Genomic DNA, 16,669 nt, shown 5'->3' on the forward strand with positions numbered 1-16,669 from the left:
AGATATCAGGCAAAGTCTCTAATACTAGTTTTACTCGTTCGAAATTCTTTGTATAGAGGGATGGGCTAGTGATTATCCCTCTATTTGCTTTTTATTCTTGCACTTTACGCACTCTAGGAAAATGCCTTTTTTAAGCTCTTTTCTTGCCATCATACCGCCACATTCGTCGCATTTTTCGGTTGTCGGCTCGTATTTGCTGATGAAATTGCACTTCGGATAGCCCGAACATCCGTAAAATTTACCACGCTTGCTTATGCGCTCGACAAGATCGCTTCCGCACTCAGGACAAGGCACATCAAGCTTTTTAAGCTCTTTTTTCGGCTTTACTTGGTCGCTTGACTCGTTTATTTCTTGTTTTTTGATATTGCGCGAGTATTTGCATTTTGGGAAATTTCCGCAAGCTATAAATTCACCAAATCGCCCTTTTCTAAGAAGTAAATCGCCTCCGCATTCAGGGCATTTTTCGCCGATCGGAGTTGCTACTTTTTGGCTTTTTATATTTGTTTTGCCGCTTGAGATCTTCTCCATAAACGGATAGTAAAATTCGCTTAAAAGCTTCTGCCAATCAACCTTATCTTCAGCTACGCTATCAAGCTTTTCTTCCATAACAGACGTAAATTCGCTATCGACGATATCGCTAAAGTGTTCTTCAAGCACGCCCATCATCGTAAATGCTATCTCGTTTGGTATGAGCTGCTTTTTTTCCACTCTTACGTAATCGCGCGAAGTTAGTAGCGATATGGTCGGTGCGTATGTGCTTGGGCGACCGATTCCTAGACTTTCAAGCTTTTTAACAAGCCCCGCTTCCGAGTAGCGACTAGGCGGTTCGGTGAAGTGCTGGCTACTTGATATGCTTTGCAAGTTCATCTCGTCGCCGATATTTAAATTTGGTAAAATTTTATCCTTATCCAAATCCCCGTAAGCCTTATAAAAGCCGTCAAATAGCACTTTTCGTCCACTTATCTTAAACTCGCCCTTATCGCCTGACACAAAGACATTTTGCGTTTGACTTATGCTTGCGCTCATTTGGCACGCTAAAAAGCGGTTGTATATAAGCGTATAAAGCTTAAGCGCGTCTTTTTCCAGAAATTTAGCCGCTATTTCAGGAGTGAAGCTTAAATTTGTAGGACGTATCGCCTCGTGAGCTTCTTGTGCACCTTTGCTTTTGGTAGCGTAAATTTTAGCCTTGCTTGGCAGGTATTTCTCTCCGTATTCGCTTTTAATGATCTCTCGTGCGGCTTCAACTGCTTCTTTGGCTAAATTTAAGCTATCGGTTCTCATGTATGTTATCGCGCCCATGAAGCCTTGATGGGTTTGCACGCCTTCATATAGGCTTTGAGCTATCATCATCGTTTTTCTTGGGCTAAATCCAAGCCTGTTGCTTGCACTTTGTTGAAGTGTTGAGGTCATAAACGGTGGGCTTGGTTCGGTTTTGCGCTCTTTGCTTTCGATCTCACGAATTTTAAATTTGTCGTTTTTTAAATTTTCTACAATAAATTTTGCCCGATCTGAATTCGTTATCGTAAGTTTTTCTATCTTTTGGTTTTCAAATTTAACAAGCTCGGCTTCTAAATCTTTTTTAAATTTTGTGTCTATCGTGTAGTATTCTATAGGTTTAAACGCCTGAATTTCACGCTCGCGATCTACTATTATCTTTAAAGCCGCACTTTGCACTCTGCCTGCGCTTAGCCCTTTTTGGATTTTTAAATTTAAAAGCGGAGAGAGCTTGTATCCCACTATGCGATCAAGCAAGCGGCGGGCTTGCTGCGCATTTACGCTTGACATATTTATAGTTCGCGGGCTGTTTAAGGCGTTGTTTATCGCGGTTTTGGTTATCTCGTGAAATACGATTCTTGGCAGGCTTTCGGGTTTTTTGCCTATCGCCATTGCGATATGATAGGCTATGGCTTCTCCCTCTCTATCCTCGTCGGTTGCCAGATAGACGTTATCAGCGCTTTTAGCAAGCTCTTTTATCTCTTTTACGACTTTGGAGTGATCGCTACTTACTTTGTATTCGGGAGTAAATTTATCATCTTCTATCTTTATGCCAAAAGTTGTTTTGGGAAGATCCCTGATATGCCCTTTGGAGGCTATAACATCGTAGTCTTTGCCTAGGAAATTCTTGATAGTTTTTGCTTTGGCGGGTGATTCTACGATGATTAAATTTTTCATTATTATAACCTTATTAAAAATTCATCGGCTAATTGTAGCAAAAATTTATCATAAAAATAAAAATTTAATTTTTTTCATTCCCCCTATAAACTTTTTTTTGAAACTCACGATATAGTTTTTGTGCGACATGAAGTCGTAACTAAACTTAAAAGGATTTAAAATGAGTTTTCGCATTAACACTAACATAAATGCACTTAACACACACGCAAACGCAGTTAGCAATAACAGAATGCTAACTAATTCTCTTGGCAAACTAAGCTCAGGCTTGAGAATTCAAACTGCAGCTGACGACGCTTCAGGTCTTGCTATCGCAGATAGCCTTCGTGCTCAATCAAGCGCTCTAGGTCAAGCTATAGCAAACGGTAACGATGCTATCGGTATCATCCAAGTTGCAGATAAAGCCATGGACGAGCAGCTAAAAATTCTTGAGACTATCAAGGTTAAAGCTACTCAATCGGCTCAAGACGGACAAACAAGCCAATCTCGCCAAGCACTTCAAGCCGATATCGTTCGCCTTATGGAAGAGCTTGATAATATCGGTAATACGACTTCTTTCAACGGTCAGCAGCTACTTAACGGAACATTCTCTAACAAAGAGTTCCAAATCGGTGCTTACTCAAACCAAACAGTTAAGGCTTCTATCGGTGCTACTACATCTGATAAGATCGGTTTAACGAGATTTGAGAGCTCTAAGCTTATAACTGCCGCTAATGGAACAAAAGTTAGTCTTACATTCTTAAATGTTGACGGAGTTAATAACGTAAAAGTTGAGGGCGCAACTCTAGGTTCGGGACTTGGACAAGGTCTTGGTAAATTGGCCGAAAATATAAATAAAGTTTCGGATAAGACGGGCGTAAGAGCTACTTATGACGTAACTTGGACGGGTAAAACGGCTATAGCCGCAGGAGATATTAAAGAATTTGCTATAAATGGTGTCACTATAGGCGACCTTAGCATACAAGAGGGAGATGCCAACGGAGTTCTTGTAAACGCTATCAATGCGGTAAAAGATCAAACTGGAGTAGAGGCCTCTGTAGATACGGGCAAGCTTGTCTTAACAAGTCGCGACGGTAGAGCCATACAAACTTCTGCCAAACAAAATGGTGCAGCCAATAAAGATAAAATGTCTACCGTTTTTGGATATGGAATTGCAGCTCAGAATCTTAGTAAAGCAGGTGCTTCTTTGAGTAAAGTTTTTATGGGAAGGCTTAACCTAGTTCGTCTTGACGGTAGAGATATCAAAGTTAAAGGCGCTACAGGTGCTGGCAAAGAGGGTGCTTTCTCTGTCGCCTTTAGTGCTTCACAGAATGCAAATAGTAACGGAGGTGCAGAGAGGTCTGTTTCGTTAAGGGAGATAAGAGGACAGATAGATAAAACCGTAGCTGCAGCTATGGGCTTTCAAAGAGGACATCTAAACGGTGGCGCTATGACATCTAATCAAGCCGCAGGCGTTATGACTCTACGCGGCGCTATGGCTGTTATGGATATAGCAGAGTCTGCTCAACGCACGCTTGACTTTATCCGCTCTGACCTAGGCTCTGTTCAAAACCAATTAATAGCGACTGTTAATAATATAACAGTTACTCAAGTAAACGTAAAAGCCGCAGAATCTCAAATAAGAGACGTTGATTTTGCAGCTGAATCAGCTAACTTCTCTAAATTTAACATCCTAGCTCAATCAGGAAGTTATGCAATGAGTCAAGCTAACGCTGTTCAACAAAATGTCCTAAGGCTATTACAATAGCCTTAGGCATTTCTATGCTAAGCGGGATTTTATCCCGCTTAGCTGGAAAAACGTTACTTACAGCTTTACAAAAGCTTTAAATTTATAAGCAGTGCAGGATTAATTCTGTTTTGTTGTAAAATATTTAGCCTTAAGGCTTCCTCAAAATGTGTTAAGTTACTTTAGTTGTTAAAACTCAAATTTCAAGTCGGATGTCCGACTTGAAATTTTAATATGCCTAAAATCTAAAATTATCTTTGATTTTACCTAAATTTGATTTTTCTATAAGACCTCGTTTTTTAAGCTCTTTTATCAAATTTCTTGAAGCTTTTTTAGTAGTTTCTATATCGGCATTTAGTCCGCCTGCAACTGAAAATAGCCAATATTTATGAATTTCAATCCACTCTATGAGCTTATTTACTTTTTCTAGCTGTGTTTCACTTGGTGCAACTGAAATCTTAGCAAGCTCTAGCTCTTGATAGTAAATAGACATAGAAACTATATTGTCTACATATTTTTGGTAGTTTTTTTTCATTATTACATTTTTTGCTTTGTCTATCTGGTTTGAAATTTTAACTAGTTTATCAAAAAGCTTTTCGGTTACTTTTCCTTCGTCCCTAATTTTTAGTATGCTGTCTATTTTAGGAGCCACTTTTAAAAACACTTCTTCTACTTTAGACTTAGCAAGTTCTTGAATTTTTATTTTTTCGCTTATAACTTTATATGATTGTAAAAGATATCTGTTTGCGGTTTTTTCTTTTACTTCGTTGATGTTTGGTAAATTTTTTACTTTTTTGTCTTTACAAAGCTTATCCATTACCTCTAAAAACGGCTTTTCGATAGCACCTTCTATCCTTGCTCCGCCCTCGGTGCAGTTATATGTCGCGATATCTTCTTTTTTGGATTCCTCTATATCTTTCTCGAATTGATTTTTAAATTTATCCCAAACGTAAGTAGTCCTTACTTCACCTTCTCCGCCGTAAGCTTTAGTGTAGAGGTGTTCTTCTGCTTGAGCGAATGCGTGACCCGTCGCATGGCTTTTGCCGTCAGGAGCAAATGCCAAGTCCTGCCCTATCAAAACGATATTTTTATGCCCTAGCACTCTTGCCAGCTGATATGCTTGATTTGCCGTGGAGTGTCCTATGCCAAGATAGCCGTATTTTTTTAGATTAAAGATAAATTCGCTAGGTTGAGGTCTTATTGTTAGCACAAGTCTTCTAGGTAAGATATTTTTTATAGTTTGCTTGTGGGTTAGCGAAGCTACGATAAAGTATATGTCCTTATCGAATTCTTTGTTTTTGTGCTTAAAAAAGCTTGAAGTAGCAACTACTCTTTCGATAGATGTTACATAATCGGGCTTTATGCCGTGCTTTAATAGTATAGGATAAGAGGCATCAAGACTGATTACGGTAGCATATGGAGCGAATTTTTTAAGCGTATCAAGTTGCTTGTCAAGACTAGGTCCCGTGGCAACTATTATAGCAGTATCCATTAGATTATGGCGCTTTTTAACAAGATCTACATAAGAGTATCCCGTGATCATAGTCGGCAAGTTCTCTATATGATTTTTTATGCCTATAAGCATATCGTCAATGCTATTTCCGTTGTTTACCACCATTTGAGAGATGGCTTTAGTGAATTCTTGGTTGATCCTTTGGTAATCATCGGCAAAGTTATCATAAAAATCTGTATGTATATGCAGATCGTAAAGCTTTGCGTATCTGTTAAATTCAACCTTTGCGATAAGATAATAAAACTGCGAATAATTGGCAAATTCCGAGTAAAACAGTGTCAGTCGCTCGCTTGCAAGTTCGTTTGAAAGATCGATTAAATTTAACACTATATAAATTATCTCAAGCTCGGGCTCGACGACTATTATTCTTTGATGTGTCTCATTGCAAAGTAGTGCTTTGTATAAAATTCCGTTGCCAAGTCCGTAAAAATACATAATCGGATAGCGCTTGTACTGTTTTTCAAGACTTTCAAGCATATCGTGCGTGTCTTTTACGGGATTTTCGTATATGTATTTAAAGCTTTTGCGGTCGATTATGTTTATATCAAGAGGGTCTTTTCCTATAAAAACTTCGTATTTGTCTTGAGCACCCATAGCAAAGAGCCTAGCGGCTAAAATTTCATCTTGCTGAAATAACGCTTGAAGGTTTTTTTCAAAGATAGGGTTTTGTATCTGCCCTGCTTGACTGTCGGCTTTGTGTTTAGCCTCTTTTGTGCTTATACTACTTTTGCCTATTTGCTCTTTTTTATCAATTTTTTTGCTCATTTTATCTCCTTTTATAGATCCTCTTGTTTTATCGCTTCGCCAAATTCTATATCTCTTTTTGCCGTTTTTCCTATTAGCTCTTTTTTAAATTTAGGATGAAGCCCATAGCTTGGACGCACACTTTTTACGTTATCATCGCTAAAAATTTCTCCCGCTTTTATATCTTTACTTGCATAAAGCGAGCGAGCGAATTTGCGGCTTTCGCCACCTGAGATAAACTGCTTTTTGCCAAGCAAGGCTTCAGCGTCTCGCACCGCTTTTACCATCTGCGAGAATTCCGCTTCATCAAGGCTAAACGCATCATCTACGCTTCTTACGTCTTTGTTTAGGATAAAATGCTTTTCAACTATGCGTGCTCCCAAGCTTACCGCTACAACGGGTGCAACGATACCTAGGGTATGATCGCTAAAGCCGACCTCCACGCCAAATTCATCTTTTATAGTAGGTATATTTAGTAAATTCATCTCATTTAACGGTGCAGGATAGCTTGAAGCGCATTTTAAAAGAGCGATTTCGTTATTGCCCGTATTTTTGCAAATTTTCACGATATCCTTGATCTCTTCGTGAGTTGCGATGCCTGTTGATATGATGATTGGCCTGTTTTTCTTAGCAACATACTCTACAAAATCATAATCAACCGCCTCAAAGCTGGCGATTTTATAAGCGGGTGGGTTAAATTTCTCTAAAAAATCCACATCGTCTTTGCAAAATGGGCTTGAAAAGCAGATTAAGCCCTCCTTATGCGCGGTGTCAAAAAGCTGCTCGTGCCACTCTCTGGGAGTCATAGCTTGCTCGTAAAGTTCGTATAAATTTCTCCCGTCCCAAAGCCCGCCTCGTATTATAAAATCCTCTTTTTGAGAATTTAGCGTAAGACTATCGGCAGTATATGTTTGTAATTTTATCGCATCGGCTCCGGCGCGTTTAGCCGCTTTTATGGTTTGAATCGCTGTCTCCAAGCTTCCCGAATGGTTGGCTGAGAGTTCGGCGATGATAAATACGCTTTTATCCGTATCAAAATTTCCTATTTTCATATTGTTTTACCTTGTAAATTCGCTTTTGTAAGCCTCAGATAGCTCATTTGATCATCTTTGTCATAAATTTCAAAGCCAAATTTCTCATAAAGCGCAATGGCTTTTTTGTTGAAATTATAAGCGCATGAATTGAGCCTAAAAACCTTTAGCTCGCTAAACGCATAGTTAATTATAATTTGCATTAATTTTGAGCCTTGATTTTTTAAATTCGGATTTACATAAAGTCCGAATTCACACTGCTCATCGCTTATGTTTATAAAGTCGATCACACCGATAAACTCGCCATTTTCTTCGACCAAAAAGTAAAGTCTATCAGAAGCGCTTTTTAATCCGTCGATAAATTTAAGATGCTCGTTTAAGTTTATATTTTTTGAGCGCATAAATTTCGCTACTCGCTCATCGTTTCGCCAATCAAAAACCATCATCTTTTGCTCTTTTGTAAGCTCGGTAAAATTTATAAGACGGATCATATCTCCTCGCTTGTATAGGCTTTATATCCGTTTTCTATAAGCCATTTATACATCTGTTTTTGATTATTTGCAACTATAACCGCACTGAAATTTGCGCCTAAAACAAGCGCTTCATTTACAAGAGAGCTTGCCGAAATGATAAGCTCTTTACTCTCGTTCATTAGCCTTGCGATTTGATTTGAGTCGGTAAAAAGAGTTAAGTTTTTATAGCTTTTCTCAAGCTTTTTAAGCGCGTTTAAATTTGCATTGGCACTTGTTGTAACAAGGGCGATTTTTAAATTTTTTTCAAGTAGTTTAAGCGCTAAATTTGCACTCAAATTTTTACTGTCCGTTCCACCAAGCGCGATAAAAACGTCATAAATTTTCTCTCTCTTTATCTTTTTTTCTTGATAAAATTCATCTCTTACCAGCATAAATTCTCGCCCGCACCAAATTTCACAAGCGGGAGGCAGTAAATTTTCATATTTTTTAGCATTGGCAAATATGTTTACGTTTAATAAAATATCGCAAAAATGGCGCTTATACTCATCGTCAAAGCTTAAAATTTTAACTCCCGTAGCCTCTTTTATCGTCTTTTCATCTTCGTAGTTAATGCCGTAGTGATCAACGATAAGAAGTTCAAATTTATGAGCGTTTATAAGGCTTATTAGCTCATCTAAATCGTTTGTTTTAAGAGTAAAAACAGGGGAATTTATCTCGTTTATGAGCGAGCCTTCAAAATTTATGCAAGCAAAGCCGATGTCTTTGAATTTTTTTGCAAGAACAATATCTCGCCTGATGTGTCCGTGCCCGATAGTTGCGGAGCTGTCGGCTCTAATTAAGGTTTTTAAATTTGCAAGTTTTTCAAAGCTCATGATTGATTTTATAAAGTTTTTGCGCGAACTCAAAATCTGCAAGCGTGTCTATATCACATACCAAGTGTCTTGGCAGGATAAATGCCCTAGAATGTGCCGCAAATATCGGCTTTTGCTCAAGCCAAGCCTCTCGTTTTGCGAAATAAAACTGTCCTGCGTCGTGATACGCTCTTTCTAAATCTTGCGAGCGAGTGCTTAGATGCTGCGGATAAAACATACTTACCGCGCCTTTTTCATCAAGCCTGATTGCACGCTGGATAGGAAAGCTAAATTCGCAAGCGGAAAATAAAAACTCACACTTATTATCTTGAAATTTCTTGTAAGCCTCACGCAAAATTTCAGCCGTTAAAAGCGGAGCCGTAGCATAAAGGCAACAGACGTTTTTAAAATTTTCGCCCATTTTAAGGCAGGCGTCTTTTATGACATCGCTTGTAGTCGCAAAGTCATCACTTAAATTGCCTTCTCGCATGAACGGCACTTTTGCGCCGAATTTAAGCGAAATTCTTGCGATATCCTTATCGTCTGTACTTACTATTACTTCGTCAAAAACGCCCGAATTTAGCGCGCTTTTTATACTGTAAGCAATGAGCGGTAAGCCCGCAAAGTCTTTGATGTTTTTATGCGGTATCCGCTTGCTTCCGCCGCGAGCGGGTATGACGCAAAGATTCATATATCGCGCCTTTGGTTTGCAAATTCGCTAAGCACCTCAAGTAGAGTATCGGCTACGAATTTTGCGTCATCCATGCTCATGCTCTGGTGGCACGGCAAACTAAGTTCGGCTTTGTAAAAATCCTCCGCCGTCTTTAGCTCGATCTCTCCGTAAAGCTTGGTATAAAAGCTAAACTGATAAGTCGGTTTATAATGCACTTGCACGCCGACACCTCTTAAATGAAGCTCTTTAAAAATTTCCTCTTTTGAATTCCAAAGATTGCTAAAAAGCAAGATCGGATAAAGATGACGCGAGCTTTTTTTGTTTTCAGGGATTTTTATGAGGCTAAAATATGGATTTTTATCAAATCTTTCATCGTAAAATTGAGCGATATTTTCACGAATTTCGATCGTCTCGTCAAGTCTTTTAAGCTGGCTTAACCCTAGCGCGCAAGCTACGTCGCTTAGGCGGTAGTTGTATCCAAGCAGGCTCATATCGCTGTGCCAAAGTTCAGTTTTAGAAATTCCGTGACTTCTATACAGACGCGCTTTTTTGGCTATCTCGTCATCGTTTGTTACAAGTGCACCGCCCTCAAAAGTAGTGATAGGCTTAATCGCATGGAAGCTAAACACGCTTGCGTCTGCATGGCAGCCTACTTTAACTCCTTCTATGGTGCTACCAAGCGCATGTGAGGCGTCATCAAGCACTTTTATACCTTTTACGCGAGCTATTTTCATGATCTCTATTATGTTTACGCTATTTCCGCCAAAATCAACGGGAGCTATGACCTTTGTTTTTGATGTGATTAGCTCAGAAAGCTTGTTTTCGTTTATATTTCCGTCAAATTTGATGTCGCAAAATTTAACCTTAGCTCCCGCCATTAAAGCTGCGTTTGCCGTTGCCGCAAAGGTTAAAGGCGTAGTTATGACCTCGTCGTTTTCTTTTACGCCAAGAGAAAGATATCCGACGTGAAGCGCAGAAGTTGCCGAATTCATTACCACTGCGTGTTTTACTCCGACATATTCGCAAATGGCCGCTTCAAATTGAGCCACCTTATCTCCGCCTGTTAAAATTTCCGCTTGCATAGCTTCGCAAACGGCTGCTATATCGCTATTTGTGATCTGTTGCTTGCTATAAGCTATCATTTATCATCTCCAAAAGACCCTCTTTATCAAGCCAAATTTTATTAGTATTTGAGCTGTATTCAAACCCGTCTTCTACAAGTTTGCCTCTTTCGCCAAGCGCATTTGTCGAAAAGTCTTGTATAGTCGCAAACTGAATGGACGGGCCTATCACGTAGTGGTCGCTAAATTCGTAGGTTAGGTGCGCATCGTCTTTTCCAACCATCACTTCATGCATTTTCTCTCCCGGCCTTATGCCTATGATTTTGACTTTAAGTTCAGGCGCAAGGGCGCGTGCAAGATCAAGCATAGTCATTGAAGGAATTTTAGGTATGAAAATTTCTCCACCCTTCATGCGCTCGAAATTTTTAAGAACGAAATTTACCCCTTGCTCAAGAGTAATCCAAAATCTCGTCATCTGCTCATGCGTTATAGGAAGCTCTTTTGCGCCTTCTTGAATGAGCCTTTTAAACAGCGGCACTACCGAGCCTCGAGAGCCCACGACATTGCCGTATCTTACGACACTAAAGCGAGTTTTTTTACTGCCTGCTATGTTGTTTGCCGCGACAAATAGCTTATCGCTAGCAAGCTTTGTGGCCCCATATAAATTTACAGGATTGCACGCTTTGTCCGTTGATAGTGCGATCACTTTATTTACTCCGCAAGCAAAGGCTGCGTCAATGACGTTTTGAGCGCCGTTGATGTTTGTTTTTATGCACTCCATCGGGTTATATTCGGCTATGGGAACGTGCTTCATCGCGGCTGCGTGAATAACAAAATCAACCCCGTCCATCGCGGTTTTAAGCCTCTTTTCATCTCGCACGTCACCGATAAAATATCTCATCGCGGGATTTTTAAAAACTTGAGCCATTTCGTATTGCTTAAGTTCGTCTCTTGAGTATATAATTAGCCTTTTTGGCTTAAAATTTTTAAGCAAAATTTCGGTGTATTTCTTGCCGAAGCTTCCCGTTCCGCCGGTGATTAAAATATTTTTTCCGTTAAACATCTTTATTTCCTAAAAAGTTTATTTTATAAAGCTTAAGCAAAATATATACCAAAATTTAGCTCATCTGGCGGTTTTTATCAGCTAAACTACACTTTTAACTTAAAATTTAAAACCTGCTTTTAAAGCCAAAATTTATTTTAAAATTCTAGGTAGCGTTATGCCTTCTTGAGCTTGATATTTGCCCTTTTTATCGGCGTATGTCACTTCGCACGGCTCATCGCCTTCTAAAAATAAAACTTGCGCTATGCCTTCGTTTGCGTAAATTTTAGCCGGAAGCGGGGTCGTGTTTGAAATTTCAATCGTGATATGTCCCTTAAACCCCGGCTCAAACGGCGTTACGTTTACGATGATACCGCAGCGTGCGTAGGTGCTCTTGCCAAGGCAGATGGCCAGTACGTTATCAGGCATATTAAAATACTCGACCGTGCGAGCAAGTGCAAAAGAATTTGGCGGAACTATACATACATCGCCAACAAAATCAACTACGTTTTTTTCGTCGAAATTCTTTGGATCTACGACCGTGCCGCCGACATTTGTAAAAATTTTAAACTCATTTCCGACTCTTATGTCATACCCGTAGCTACTAACTCCGTAGCTTACGACACCTTTGCCTACCTGCTCCTCGCAAAAAGGCACTATCATGCGCTCTTCTAAGCTTTTTTTTCGTATCCATCTATCGCTTTTTAGACCCATCTTTTTTCCTTATTTTAAATTTGTTAATTATATCATATTCGCGCCGCATGAAGTATTTTGTAAATTTAAAATATAAAATTTAAATTAATATCGATATAAAGCCTATTTTATTAGTATATAAGTATATATTTTATATTATTTGCGAAATTTTAAAACTAAAAGGATCGACATGAAAAAATTTTTATTTTTAGCGGCTACTGTCTGCTTTGCACTTGCTTCGGATGCTTTACTTGTGGGTGCGGGCGGCGGATACAAAAAGCCCGTAACGGCAGTTATCGAAAACCTTAAAAAAGACGGCGTAAATGTTGAAGCAGCTTTTGCGAACATCAAGCAAATCACTATCCAAGCAGCAGAAGGCAAGATGGCGGTGATAGTAGGCGATGAGGCATTTTTAAACAAAAGCGGGCTTGAGATAAAGGGCTACGAACGTCTTGGAAAAGGCACTTTGGCTCTTGTAACTCCCAAAGAAAAAATGATAAATGATATCAAGGATATCTTGAAATTTGAGCGTATCGCGATGCCTGATGCTAAAAAGGCCATTTACGGAATTCGCACTACCGAGTTTCTTAAAAATTCGAACTTAGAAAAAGAGATGAGTTCAAAGATGCTTGCCGTAGCGGGCGTTCCTCAAGTTGTGGCTTACGTGCTTAACGGTGAAGTTGATGCGGGATTTATAAATTCAACCGAAGCTGAGGCTAGAAGAGATGAATTCGGTTCGGTGATTTATGTAGATGAGAGTCTTTATAGCCCCGTTTTTATAAGTGCGGCTAAGCTTGCGGCATGTGAAAAACACGTAGATTGCGCTAAATTTATAGATGAGCTTAAAAGCGAACGTTCAAAGGAAATTTTTGCCAAATTCGGTTTAAAGTGAGTGCTTGATCTTTTGATTTGTCGCTTCTAAAAGCAAAATTTATATAGCATTTAAGGATTTAAGATTTGCTAGCTGAGTGGAATTTGTAAATTTGATTAATTTAAAATCAAAAGAGAGTTTAAAAATAGATTTACGCGGCTTGGTAAATTTAAATTAATTTGCGTTACAAATAAAAGATTTAAGATAAAATTTCTAGCTTTTGTCAAACTAAATTTATGTATGAAAACTAAAAAGGTTTAAAATTTGAGCGAGTTTTCTTGGTTGGTTCACCCTTTGATTTTAAGTGCCAAAACGCTTTGCATAACCTTTGTCTGCCTTGTTTTGATCGGACTTCCGATAGCATATTTTCTAGCATTTTATAAGGGCAAATTTAAGCCGGCTCTTGAGGCTTTGGTTATGTTTCCTTTGATATTTCCGCCGATTGCGACGGGATTTTTGTTGCTTTATTTGCTGGGGCGCAACTCGTTTTTGGGAGAGGCTTTAAATTTGCAGATAGTTTTTAGTTTCAGCGCTCTTGTTATAGCTTCGTTTTTAGCAGGGCTTCCGCTTTTGGTTAAGCCCGTATCCGCAGCGCTTGAAAGCTTGCCTAAAAGTCTTATTGAAGCGGGGCAGAGCCTTGGCAAGAATAAATTTGAAATAGCAGTTTTCATAATCATGCCAAACGTCATTAAAAGCATCATTTCAGCCCTTGTTTTAGCGCTTGCAAGAGGCCTTGGCGAAGTTGGTATCACGCTCATGCTGGGCGGAAATATAGTAGGCAAGACAGACACCGTTTCGCTTGCGATTTTTAACGCCGTTTATGACGGAGAAAACGAACGCGCGCTCATTTTAAGCCTTATTTTGGTTGTCTTAAGCCTAGCAATGTTTGGATTTATAAATTTGCTTGAAGTAAGAAAGACCGGCGCGTAAGTCAAATTTAGCTAACTTAAGGCGTGCTTTAGGCTATCTTCTATCTTTGCGTAGTTAAATTTAAATCCGTTTTGAAGTAGATTTTTAGGATATACTTTCTGTCCTTGGGTTAGTATCTTAGCTCCTTCGCCGAATTTAAGCTTAAGTGCTAATTCTGGCACCTTAAACCAAGCCGGTCGTTTTAGAGCGTTGGCAAGAGCGTCGGTAAATTCTTTGTTTGATACGGGATTTGGCGAAGAGAGGTTGTATATGCCTTCAAGCTCGTTTGATAATACAAACTCATAAGCTCTTGCCAGATCGTTTATATCTATCCATGTAAATCCTTGTTCGCCGTCGCCTAAAATTCCGCCAAGACCAAGTTTAAAAACGGGAAGCATCTTTTCTAGCGCACCGCCCTTGCCGATAACTACCGATATCCTAAAAATAGCCGTTTTGATGCCTAGATGCTTGGCTTTAAGCGCCTCTTCTTCCCATTTTTTAGAAAGCTCTCCTAAAAACCCGTCGTCAAATTCCTGCGAACTTTCATCGTGTTCTTTGCCTGTTTTGTATATGCCCACAGCCGAAGTACTGATAAAAATTTTTGGCTTATTTTGTAAATTCTGCATAGCTTTTACTAAATTTATCGTCGTATCCAGCCTGCTTGATACAAGCTCTTTTTTGTATGATTCGCTCCATTTTTTAGCTATGCTGGCACCTGCTAAATTTATTATGACATCACATCCTTCTATCTTGTCTTGCAGTTGTTTTATGTCGTTATAAATTCCTCTTGGTATGCGCACTATCTCGTGTTTTGACTTTAAAAAATCAGTCAAGTAGTTGCCCACAAAGCCTCTTGTACCGTTTATAGCTATCTTTGCCAAGAAATTTCCTTAAATTTAATATAAAATTTGATTATTCAATATTTAGGCTAAATTTTATTTTAAAATCAAAAATTAATATTGGTTTATAGCCTGATTTTTGTATTAAATGTCACTATTTGTCACTCCTTGAGTATGCAACTAAAGCCCGTTGGTATGAATATAAGATTAAACAAATTGAAGTTTTAGATTTTTTTGATACAATACCCTAATTAGCTTAAAATTTTTAGGAGAGCTTTATGAAAAAAGAAGACATCAAAGAGTTGATCGAGTTTTTTAACGAAATGGATATGAATCGTATCAAGATTAAAAGCGGAGATTTTGAAGTCGAGCTTGAAAAATTCGCCGATTGTTGCGAGCTTCCTAAGCCCGCGCCCGCTCCAATGCCTGCTCCGGCTCCAACACCCGTAAATGTAGTAGTAAGCTCTGAAGTTAAGCAAACTACAAGCCCAAAAGAGAGTATCAAATCGCCTATGGTAGGGACATTTTATGTAGCTCCAAGCCCCGGTGCGGCGCCGTTTGTAAAAGTAGGACAAAGGGTGAGAAAAGGCGATGTAATAGGCATCATAGAAGCCATGAAGATAATGAATGAGATTGAAGCGGAATTTGACTGCACTATCACCGAGATGTTGGTTTCAGACGGACAGCCTGTTGAATTTGCGATGCCGCTATTTGGAGTGGAGAAAATTTAATGGAAATCAAAAGAGTCTTAATCGCAAATCGCGGTGAAATAGCACTGCGCGCACTAAGAACTATCAAAGAGATGGGCAAAGAGGCTATCGTGGTTTATTCTACCGCCGATGCAGACGCCCTTTATGTGAAATACGCAGACGCAGCTATCTGTATAGGCGGACCGCGTTCAAGCGACAGCTATATAAACATCCCTGCAGTCATCAGCGCTGCTGAGATAAGCGAAGCTGACGCGATATTTCCGGGATACGGTTTTTTAAGTGAAAATCAAAATTTCGTTGAAATTTGCGCTCATCACAATCTAAAATTTATAGGGCCTAGCGTAGAGGCTATGGCTTTAATGAGCGATAAAAGTAAAGCAAAGCAGATGATGCAAAGGGCTGGAGTGCCTGTAATACCGGGCTCTGACGGAGCTATTTCAGATACTAAAGCTGCCAAAGAGCTAGCCAAAAAAATCGGCTATCCCGTTATCTTAAAGGCTGCTGCGGGCGGTGGCGGTCGCGGTATGCGAGTGGTTGAGAGAGAAGAAGATATAGAAAAGGCGTTTTGGTCGGCTGAAAGCGAGGCTATGAGTGCATTTGGCGACGGAACAATGTATATGGAAAAATACATCCTAAACCCACGCCATATCGAAGTTCAAATCATTGGCGATAAATTCGGCAATGTTATTCACGTCGGCGAACGTGATTGCTCTATGCAGCGCAGACACCAAAAGCTAATCGAAGAAAGCCCTGCTATTTTGCTTGATGAAAATACCCGTGCAAGACTTCACGAAACCGCAATCAAAGCGGCAAAAGCCATAGGCTATGAGGGTGCGGGGACGTTTGAATTTTTAGTTGATAAAAATTTGGACTTTTACTTTATCGAGATGAATACCCGTTTGCAGGTTGAGCACTGCGTAAGCGAAATGGTAAGTGGACTTGACATCATCGAGCTTATGATAAAAGTCGCAGAGGGCGAGAGGCTTCCTAGCCAAGAGAGTATCAACCTAAAAGGACACGCGATAGAGTGCAGAATAACGGCTGAGGATCCAAACACTTTCGCGCCAAGTCCGGGAAAGATAACCAAATATGTCTGTCCGGGCGGTAGAAACGTGCGTATGGATAGCCATATCTATCAGGATTACTCTATACCGCCTTATTATGACAGCATGATCGGCAAGCTTATCGTGTGGGATGAGGATAGAAACAAAGCAATCCACAAGATGAAAGTGGCTCTTGAGCAGCTTGTCATACACGGTATAAAAACTACTAGAGATTTTCATATAGGAATGATGGAAAACAAAGATTTTATCAACAATAATTACGATACGAATTACTTATCAAGATAAAAGATAGTCCTTTCA

At 39.5% G+C, this 16,669-nt stretch carries 15 protein-coding genes; 5 read left to right on the plus strand and 10 right to left on the minus strand.

Annotated features, from left to right (window positions below):
* Positions 1-72: 72 nt before the first annotated feature.
* A complete protein-coding gene (gene topA, locus ACHJH3_RS00210; RefSeq protein ID WP_407063369.1) occupies positions 73-2,175 on the minus strand; it encodes a type I DNA topoisomerase in 2,103 nt (700 codons plus the stop codon).
* Positions 2,176-2,332: 157 nt separating this feature from the next.
* Here topA and ACHJH3_RS00215 point away from each other — a divergent pair, with 157 nt between their 5' ends.
* On the plus strand, positions 2,333-3,916 hold the full coding sequence (locus ACHJH3_RS00215; RefSeq protein WP_407063095.1) for a flagellin B: 1,584 nt from the start codon (positions 2,333-2,335) through the stop codon (positions 3,914-3,916).
* 217 nt (positions 3,917-4,133) lie between these two features.
* Here the strand turns inward: ACHJH3_RS00215 and ACHJH3_RS00220 are convergent, their stop codons facing one another.
* The 8 genes from ACHJH3_RS00220 to dcd all read right to left on the minus strand — a co-directional run bounded on the left by ACHJH3_RS00220 (position 4,134) and on the right by dcd (position 11,997).
* Positions 4,134-6,173: a motility associated factor glycosyltransferase family protein gene (locus ACHJH3_RS00220; protein WP_407063096.1), complete on the minus strand. Its 2,040-nt coding sequence runs from the start codon at positions 6,171-6,173 to the stop codon at positions 4,134-4,136.
* A gap of 11 nt (positions 6,174-6,184) precedes the next feature.
* Positions 6,185-7,204 carry a pseudaminic acid synthase gene (gene pseI, locus ACHJH3_RS00225; protein WP_407063097.1) on the minus strand — a complete coding sequence of 340 codons (1,020 nt, stop codon included), beginning with the start codon at positions 7,202-7,204 and terminating at the stop codon, positions 6,185-6,187.
* Positions 7,201-7,674, minus strand: a complete 474-nt coding sequence (gene pseH / locus ACHJH3_RS00230; protein ID WP_407063098.1) for a UDP-4-amino-4,6-dideoxy-N-acetyl-beta-L-altrosamine N-acetyltransferase — start codon at positions 7,672-7,674, stop codon at positions 7,201-7,203. Before pseH ends, pseI begins: the two co-directional genes overlap by 4 nt.
* Positions 7,671-8,528 carry a UDP-2,4-diacetamido-2,4,6-trideoxy-beta-L-altropyranose hydrolase gene (gene pseG / locus ACHJH3_RS00235; protein WP_407063099.1) on the minus strand — a complete coding sequence of 286 codons (858 nt, stop codon included), beginning with the start codon at positions 8,526-8,528 and terminating at the stop codon, positions 7,671-7,673. The genes pseH and pseG overlap by 4 nt, the downstream gene beginning before the upstream one ends.
* A complete protein-coding gene (gene pseF / locus ACHJH3_RS00240) occupies positions 8,518-9,198 on the minus strand; it encodes a pseudaminic acid cytidylyltransferase (protein ID WP_407063100.1) in 681 nt (226 codons plus the stop codon). Before pseF ends, pseG begins: the two co-directional genes overlap by 11 nt.
* Complete coding sequence (pseC, locus tag ACHJH3_RS00245) at positions 9,195-10,322, minus strand: UDP-4-amino-4,6-dideoxy-N-acetyl-beta-L-altrosamine transaminase (RefSeq protein WP_407063101.1); 1,128 nt, start codon at positions 10,320-10,322, stop codon at positions 9,195-9,197. Before pseC ends, pseF begins: the two co-directional genes overlap by 4 nt.
* Positions 10,309-11,304, minus strand: a complete 996-nt coding sequence (gene pseB, locus ACHJH3_RS00250; RefSeq protein ID WP_407063102.1) for a UDP-N-acetylglucosamine 4,6-dehydratase (inverting) — start codon at positions 11,302-11,304, stop codon at positions 10,309-10,311. The genes pseC and pseB overlap by 14 nt, the downstream gene beginning before the upstream one ends.
* Before the next feature lie 132 nt (positions 11,305-11,436).
* Positions 11,437-11,997: a dCTP deaminase gene (dcd, locus tag ACHJH3_RS00255; protein ID WP_169941100.1), complete on the minus strand. Its 561-nt coding sequence runs from the start codon at positions 11,995-11,997 to the stop codon at positions 11,437-11,439.
* A gap of 169 nt (positions 11,998-12,166) precedes the next feature.
* On the opposite strand from dcd, the gene modA reads away from it, so the two are divergent.
* Together modA and ACHJH3_RS00265 are read left to right on the plus strand one after the other, a co-directional pair.
* Positions 12,167-12,868, plus strand: a complete 702-nt coding sequence (gene modA / locus ACHJH3_RS00260; protein WP_407063103.1) for a molybdate ABC transporter substrate-binding protein — start codon at positions 12,167-12,169, stop codon at positions 12,866-12,868.
* Positions 12,869-13,111: 243 nt separating this feature from the next.
* The gene (locus ACHJH3_RS00265; RefSeq protein WP_407063104.1) at positions 13,112-13,777 is read left to right on the plus strand and encodes a molybdate ABC transporter permease subunit; all 666 of its coding nucleotides are present in this window, start codon (positions 13,112-13,114) and stop codon (positions 13,775-13,777) included.
* Between the two features lie 11 nt (positions 13,778-13,788).
* On the opposite strand, the gene ACHJH3_RS00270 is transcribed toward ACHJH3_RS00265, so the two are convergent.
* On the minus strand, positions 13,789-14,637 hold the full coding sequence (locus ACHJH3_RS00270) for a TIGR01777 family oxidoreductase (protein ID WP_407063105.1): 849 nt from the start codon (positions 14,635-14,637) through the stop codon (positions 13,789-13,791).
* A 236-nt stretch (positions 14,638-14,873) separates the two neighbouring features.
* Between ACHJH3_RS00270 and accB the strand changes: the two genes are divergently transcribed.
* A complete protein-coding gene (gene accB / locus ACHJH3_RS00275; RefSeq protein WP_172198319.1) occupies positions 14,874-15,326 on the plus strand; it encodes an acetyl-CoA carboxylase biotin carboxyl carrier protein in 453 nt (150 codons plus the stop codon).
* On the plus strand, positions 15,326-16,654 hold the full coding sequence (locus ACHJH3_RS00280; RefSeq protein WP_407063106.1) for an acetyl-CoA carboxylase biotin carboxylase subunit: 1,329 nt from the start codon (positions 15,326-15,328) through the stop codon (positions 16,652-16,654). The genes accB and ACHJH3_RS00280 overlap by 1 nt, the downstream gene beginning before the upstream one ends.
* The last annotated feature ends 15 nt before the right edge of the window (positions 16,655-16,669 follow it).

Origin of the sequence: Campylobacter canis (assembly GCF_045504005.1) — a bacterium.
GTDB lineage: Bacteria > Campylobacterota > Campylobacteria > Campylobacterales > Campylobacteraceae > Campylobacter_A > Campylobacter_A canis.

What these genes read in the sequence shown, in the direction of transcription:
- ACHJH3_RS00215 (WP_407063095.1), top strand. Translation starts at nt 2,333, where the DNA reads ATGAGTTTTCGCATTAACACTAACATAAATGCACTTAACACACACGCA.
- ACHJH3_RS00220 (WP_407063096.1), bottom strand. Translation starts at nt 6,173, where the DNA reads ATGAGCAAAAAAATTGATAAAAAAGAGCAAATAGGCAAAAGTAGTATA.
- pseI (WP_407063097.1), bottom strand. Translation starts at nt 7,204, where the DNA reads ATGAAAATAGGAAATTTTGATACGGATAAAAGCGTATTTATCATCGCC.
- pseH (WP_407063098.1), bottom strand. Translation starts at nt 7,674, where the DNA reads ATGATCCGTCTTATAAATTTTACCGAGCTTACAAAAGAGCAAAAGATG.
- pseG (WP_407063099.1), bottom strand. Translation starts at nt 8,528, where the DNA reads ATGAGCTTTGAAAAACTTGCAAATTTAAAAACCTTAATTAGAGCCGAC.
- pseF (WP_407063100.1), bottom strand. Translation starts at nt 9,198, where the DNA reads ATGAATCTTTGCGTCATACCCGCTCGCGGCGGAAGCAAGCGGATACCG.
- pseC (WP_407063101.1), bottom strand. Translation starts at nt 10,322, where the DNA reads ATGATAGCTTATAGCAAGCAACAGATCACAAATAGCGATATAGCAGCC.
- pseB (WP_407063102.1), bottom strand. Translation starts at nt 11,304, where the DNA reads ATGTTTAACGGAAAAAATATTTTAATCACCGGCGGAACGGGAAGCTTC.
- dcd (WP_169941100.1), bottom strand. Translation starts at nt 11,997, where the DNA reads ATGGGTCTAAAAAGCGATAGATGGATACGAAAAAAAAGCTTAGAAGAG.
- modA (WP_407063103.1), top strand. Translation starts at nt 12,167, where the DNA reads ATGAAAAAATTTTTATTTTTAGCGGCTACTGTCTGCTTTGCACTTGCT.
- accB (WP_172198319.1), top strand. Translation starts at nt 14,874, where the DNA reads ATGAAAAAAGAAGACATCAAAGAGTTGATCGAGTTTTTTAACGAAATG.
- ACHJH3_RS00280 (WP_407063106.1), top strand. Translation starts at nt 15,326, where the DNA reads ATGGAAATCAAAAGAGTCTTAATCGCAAATCGCGGTGAAATAGCACTG.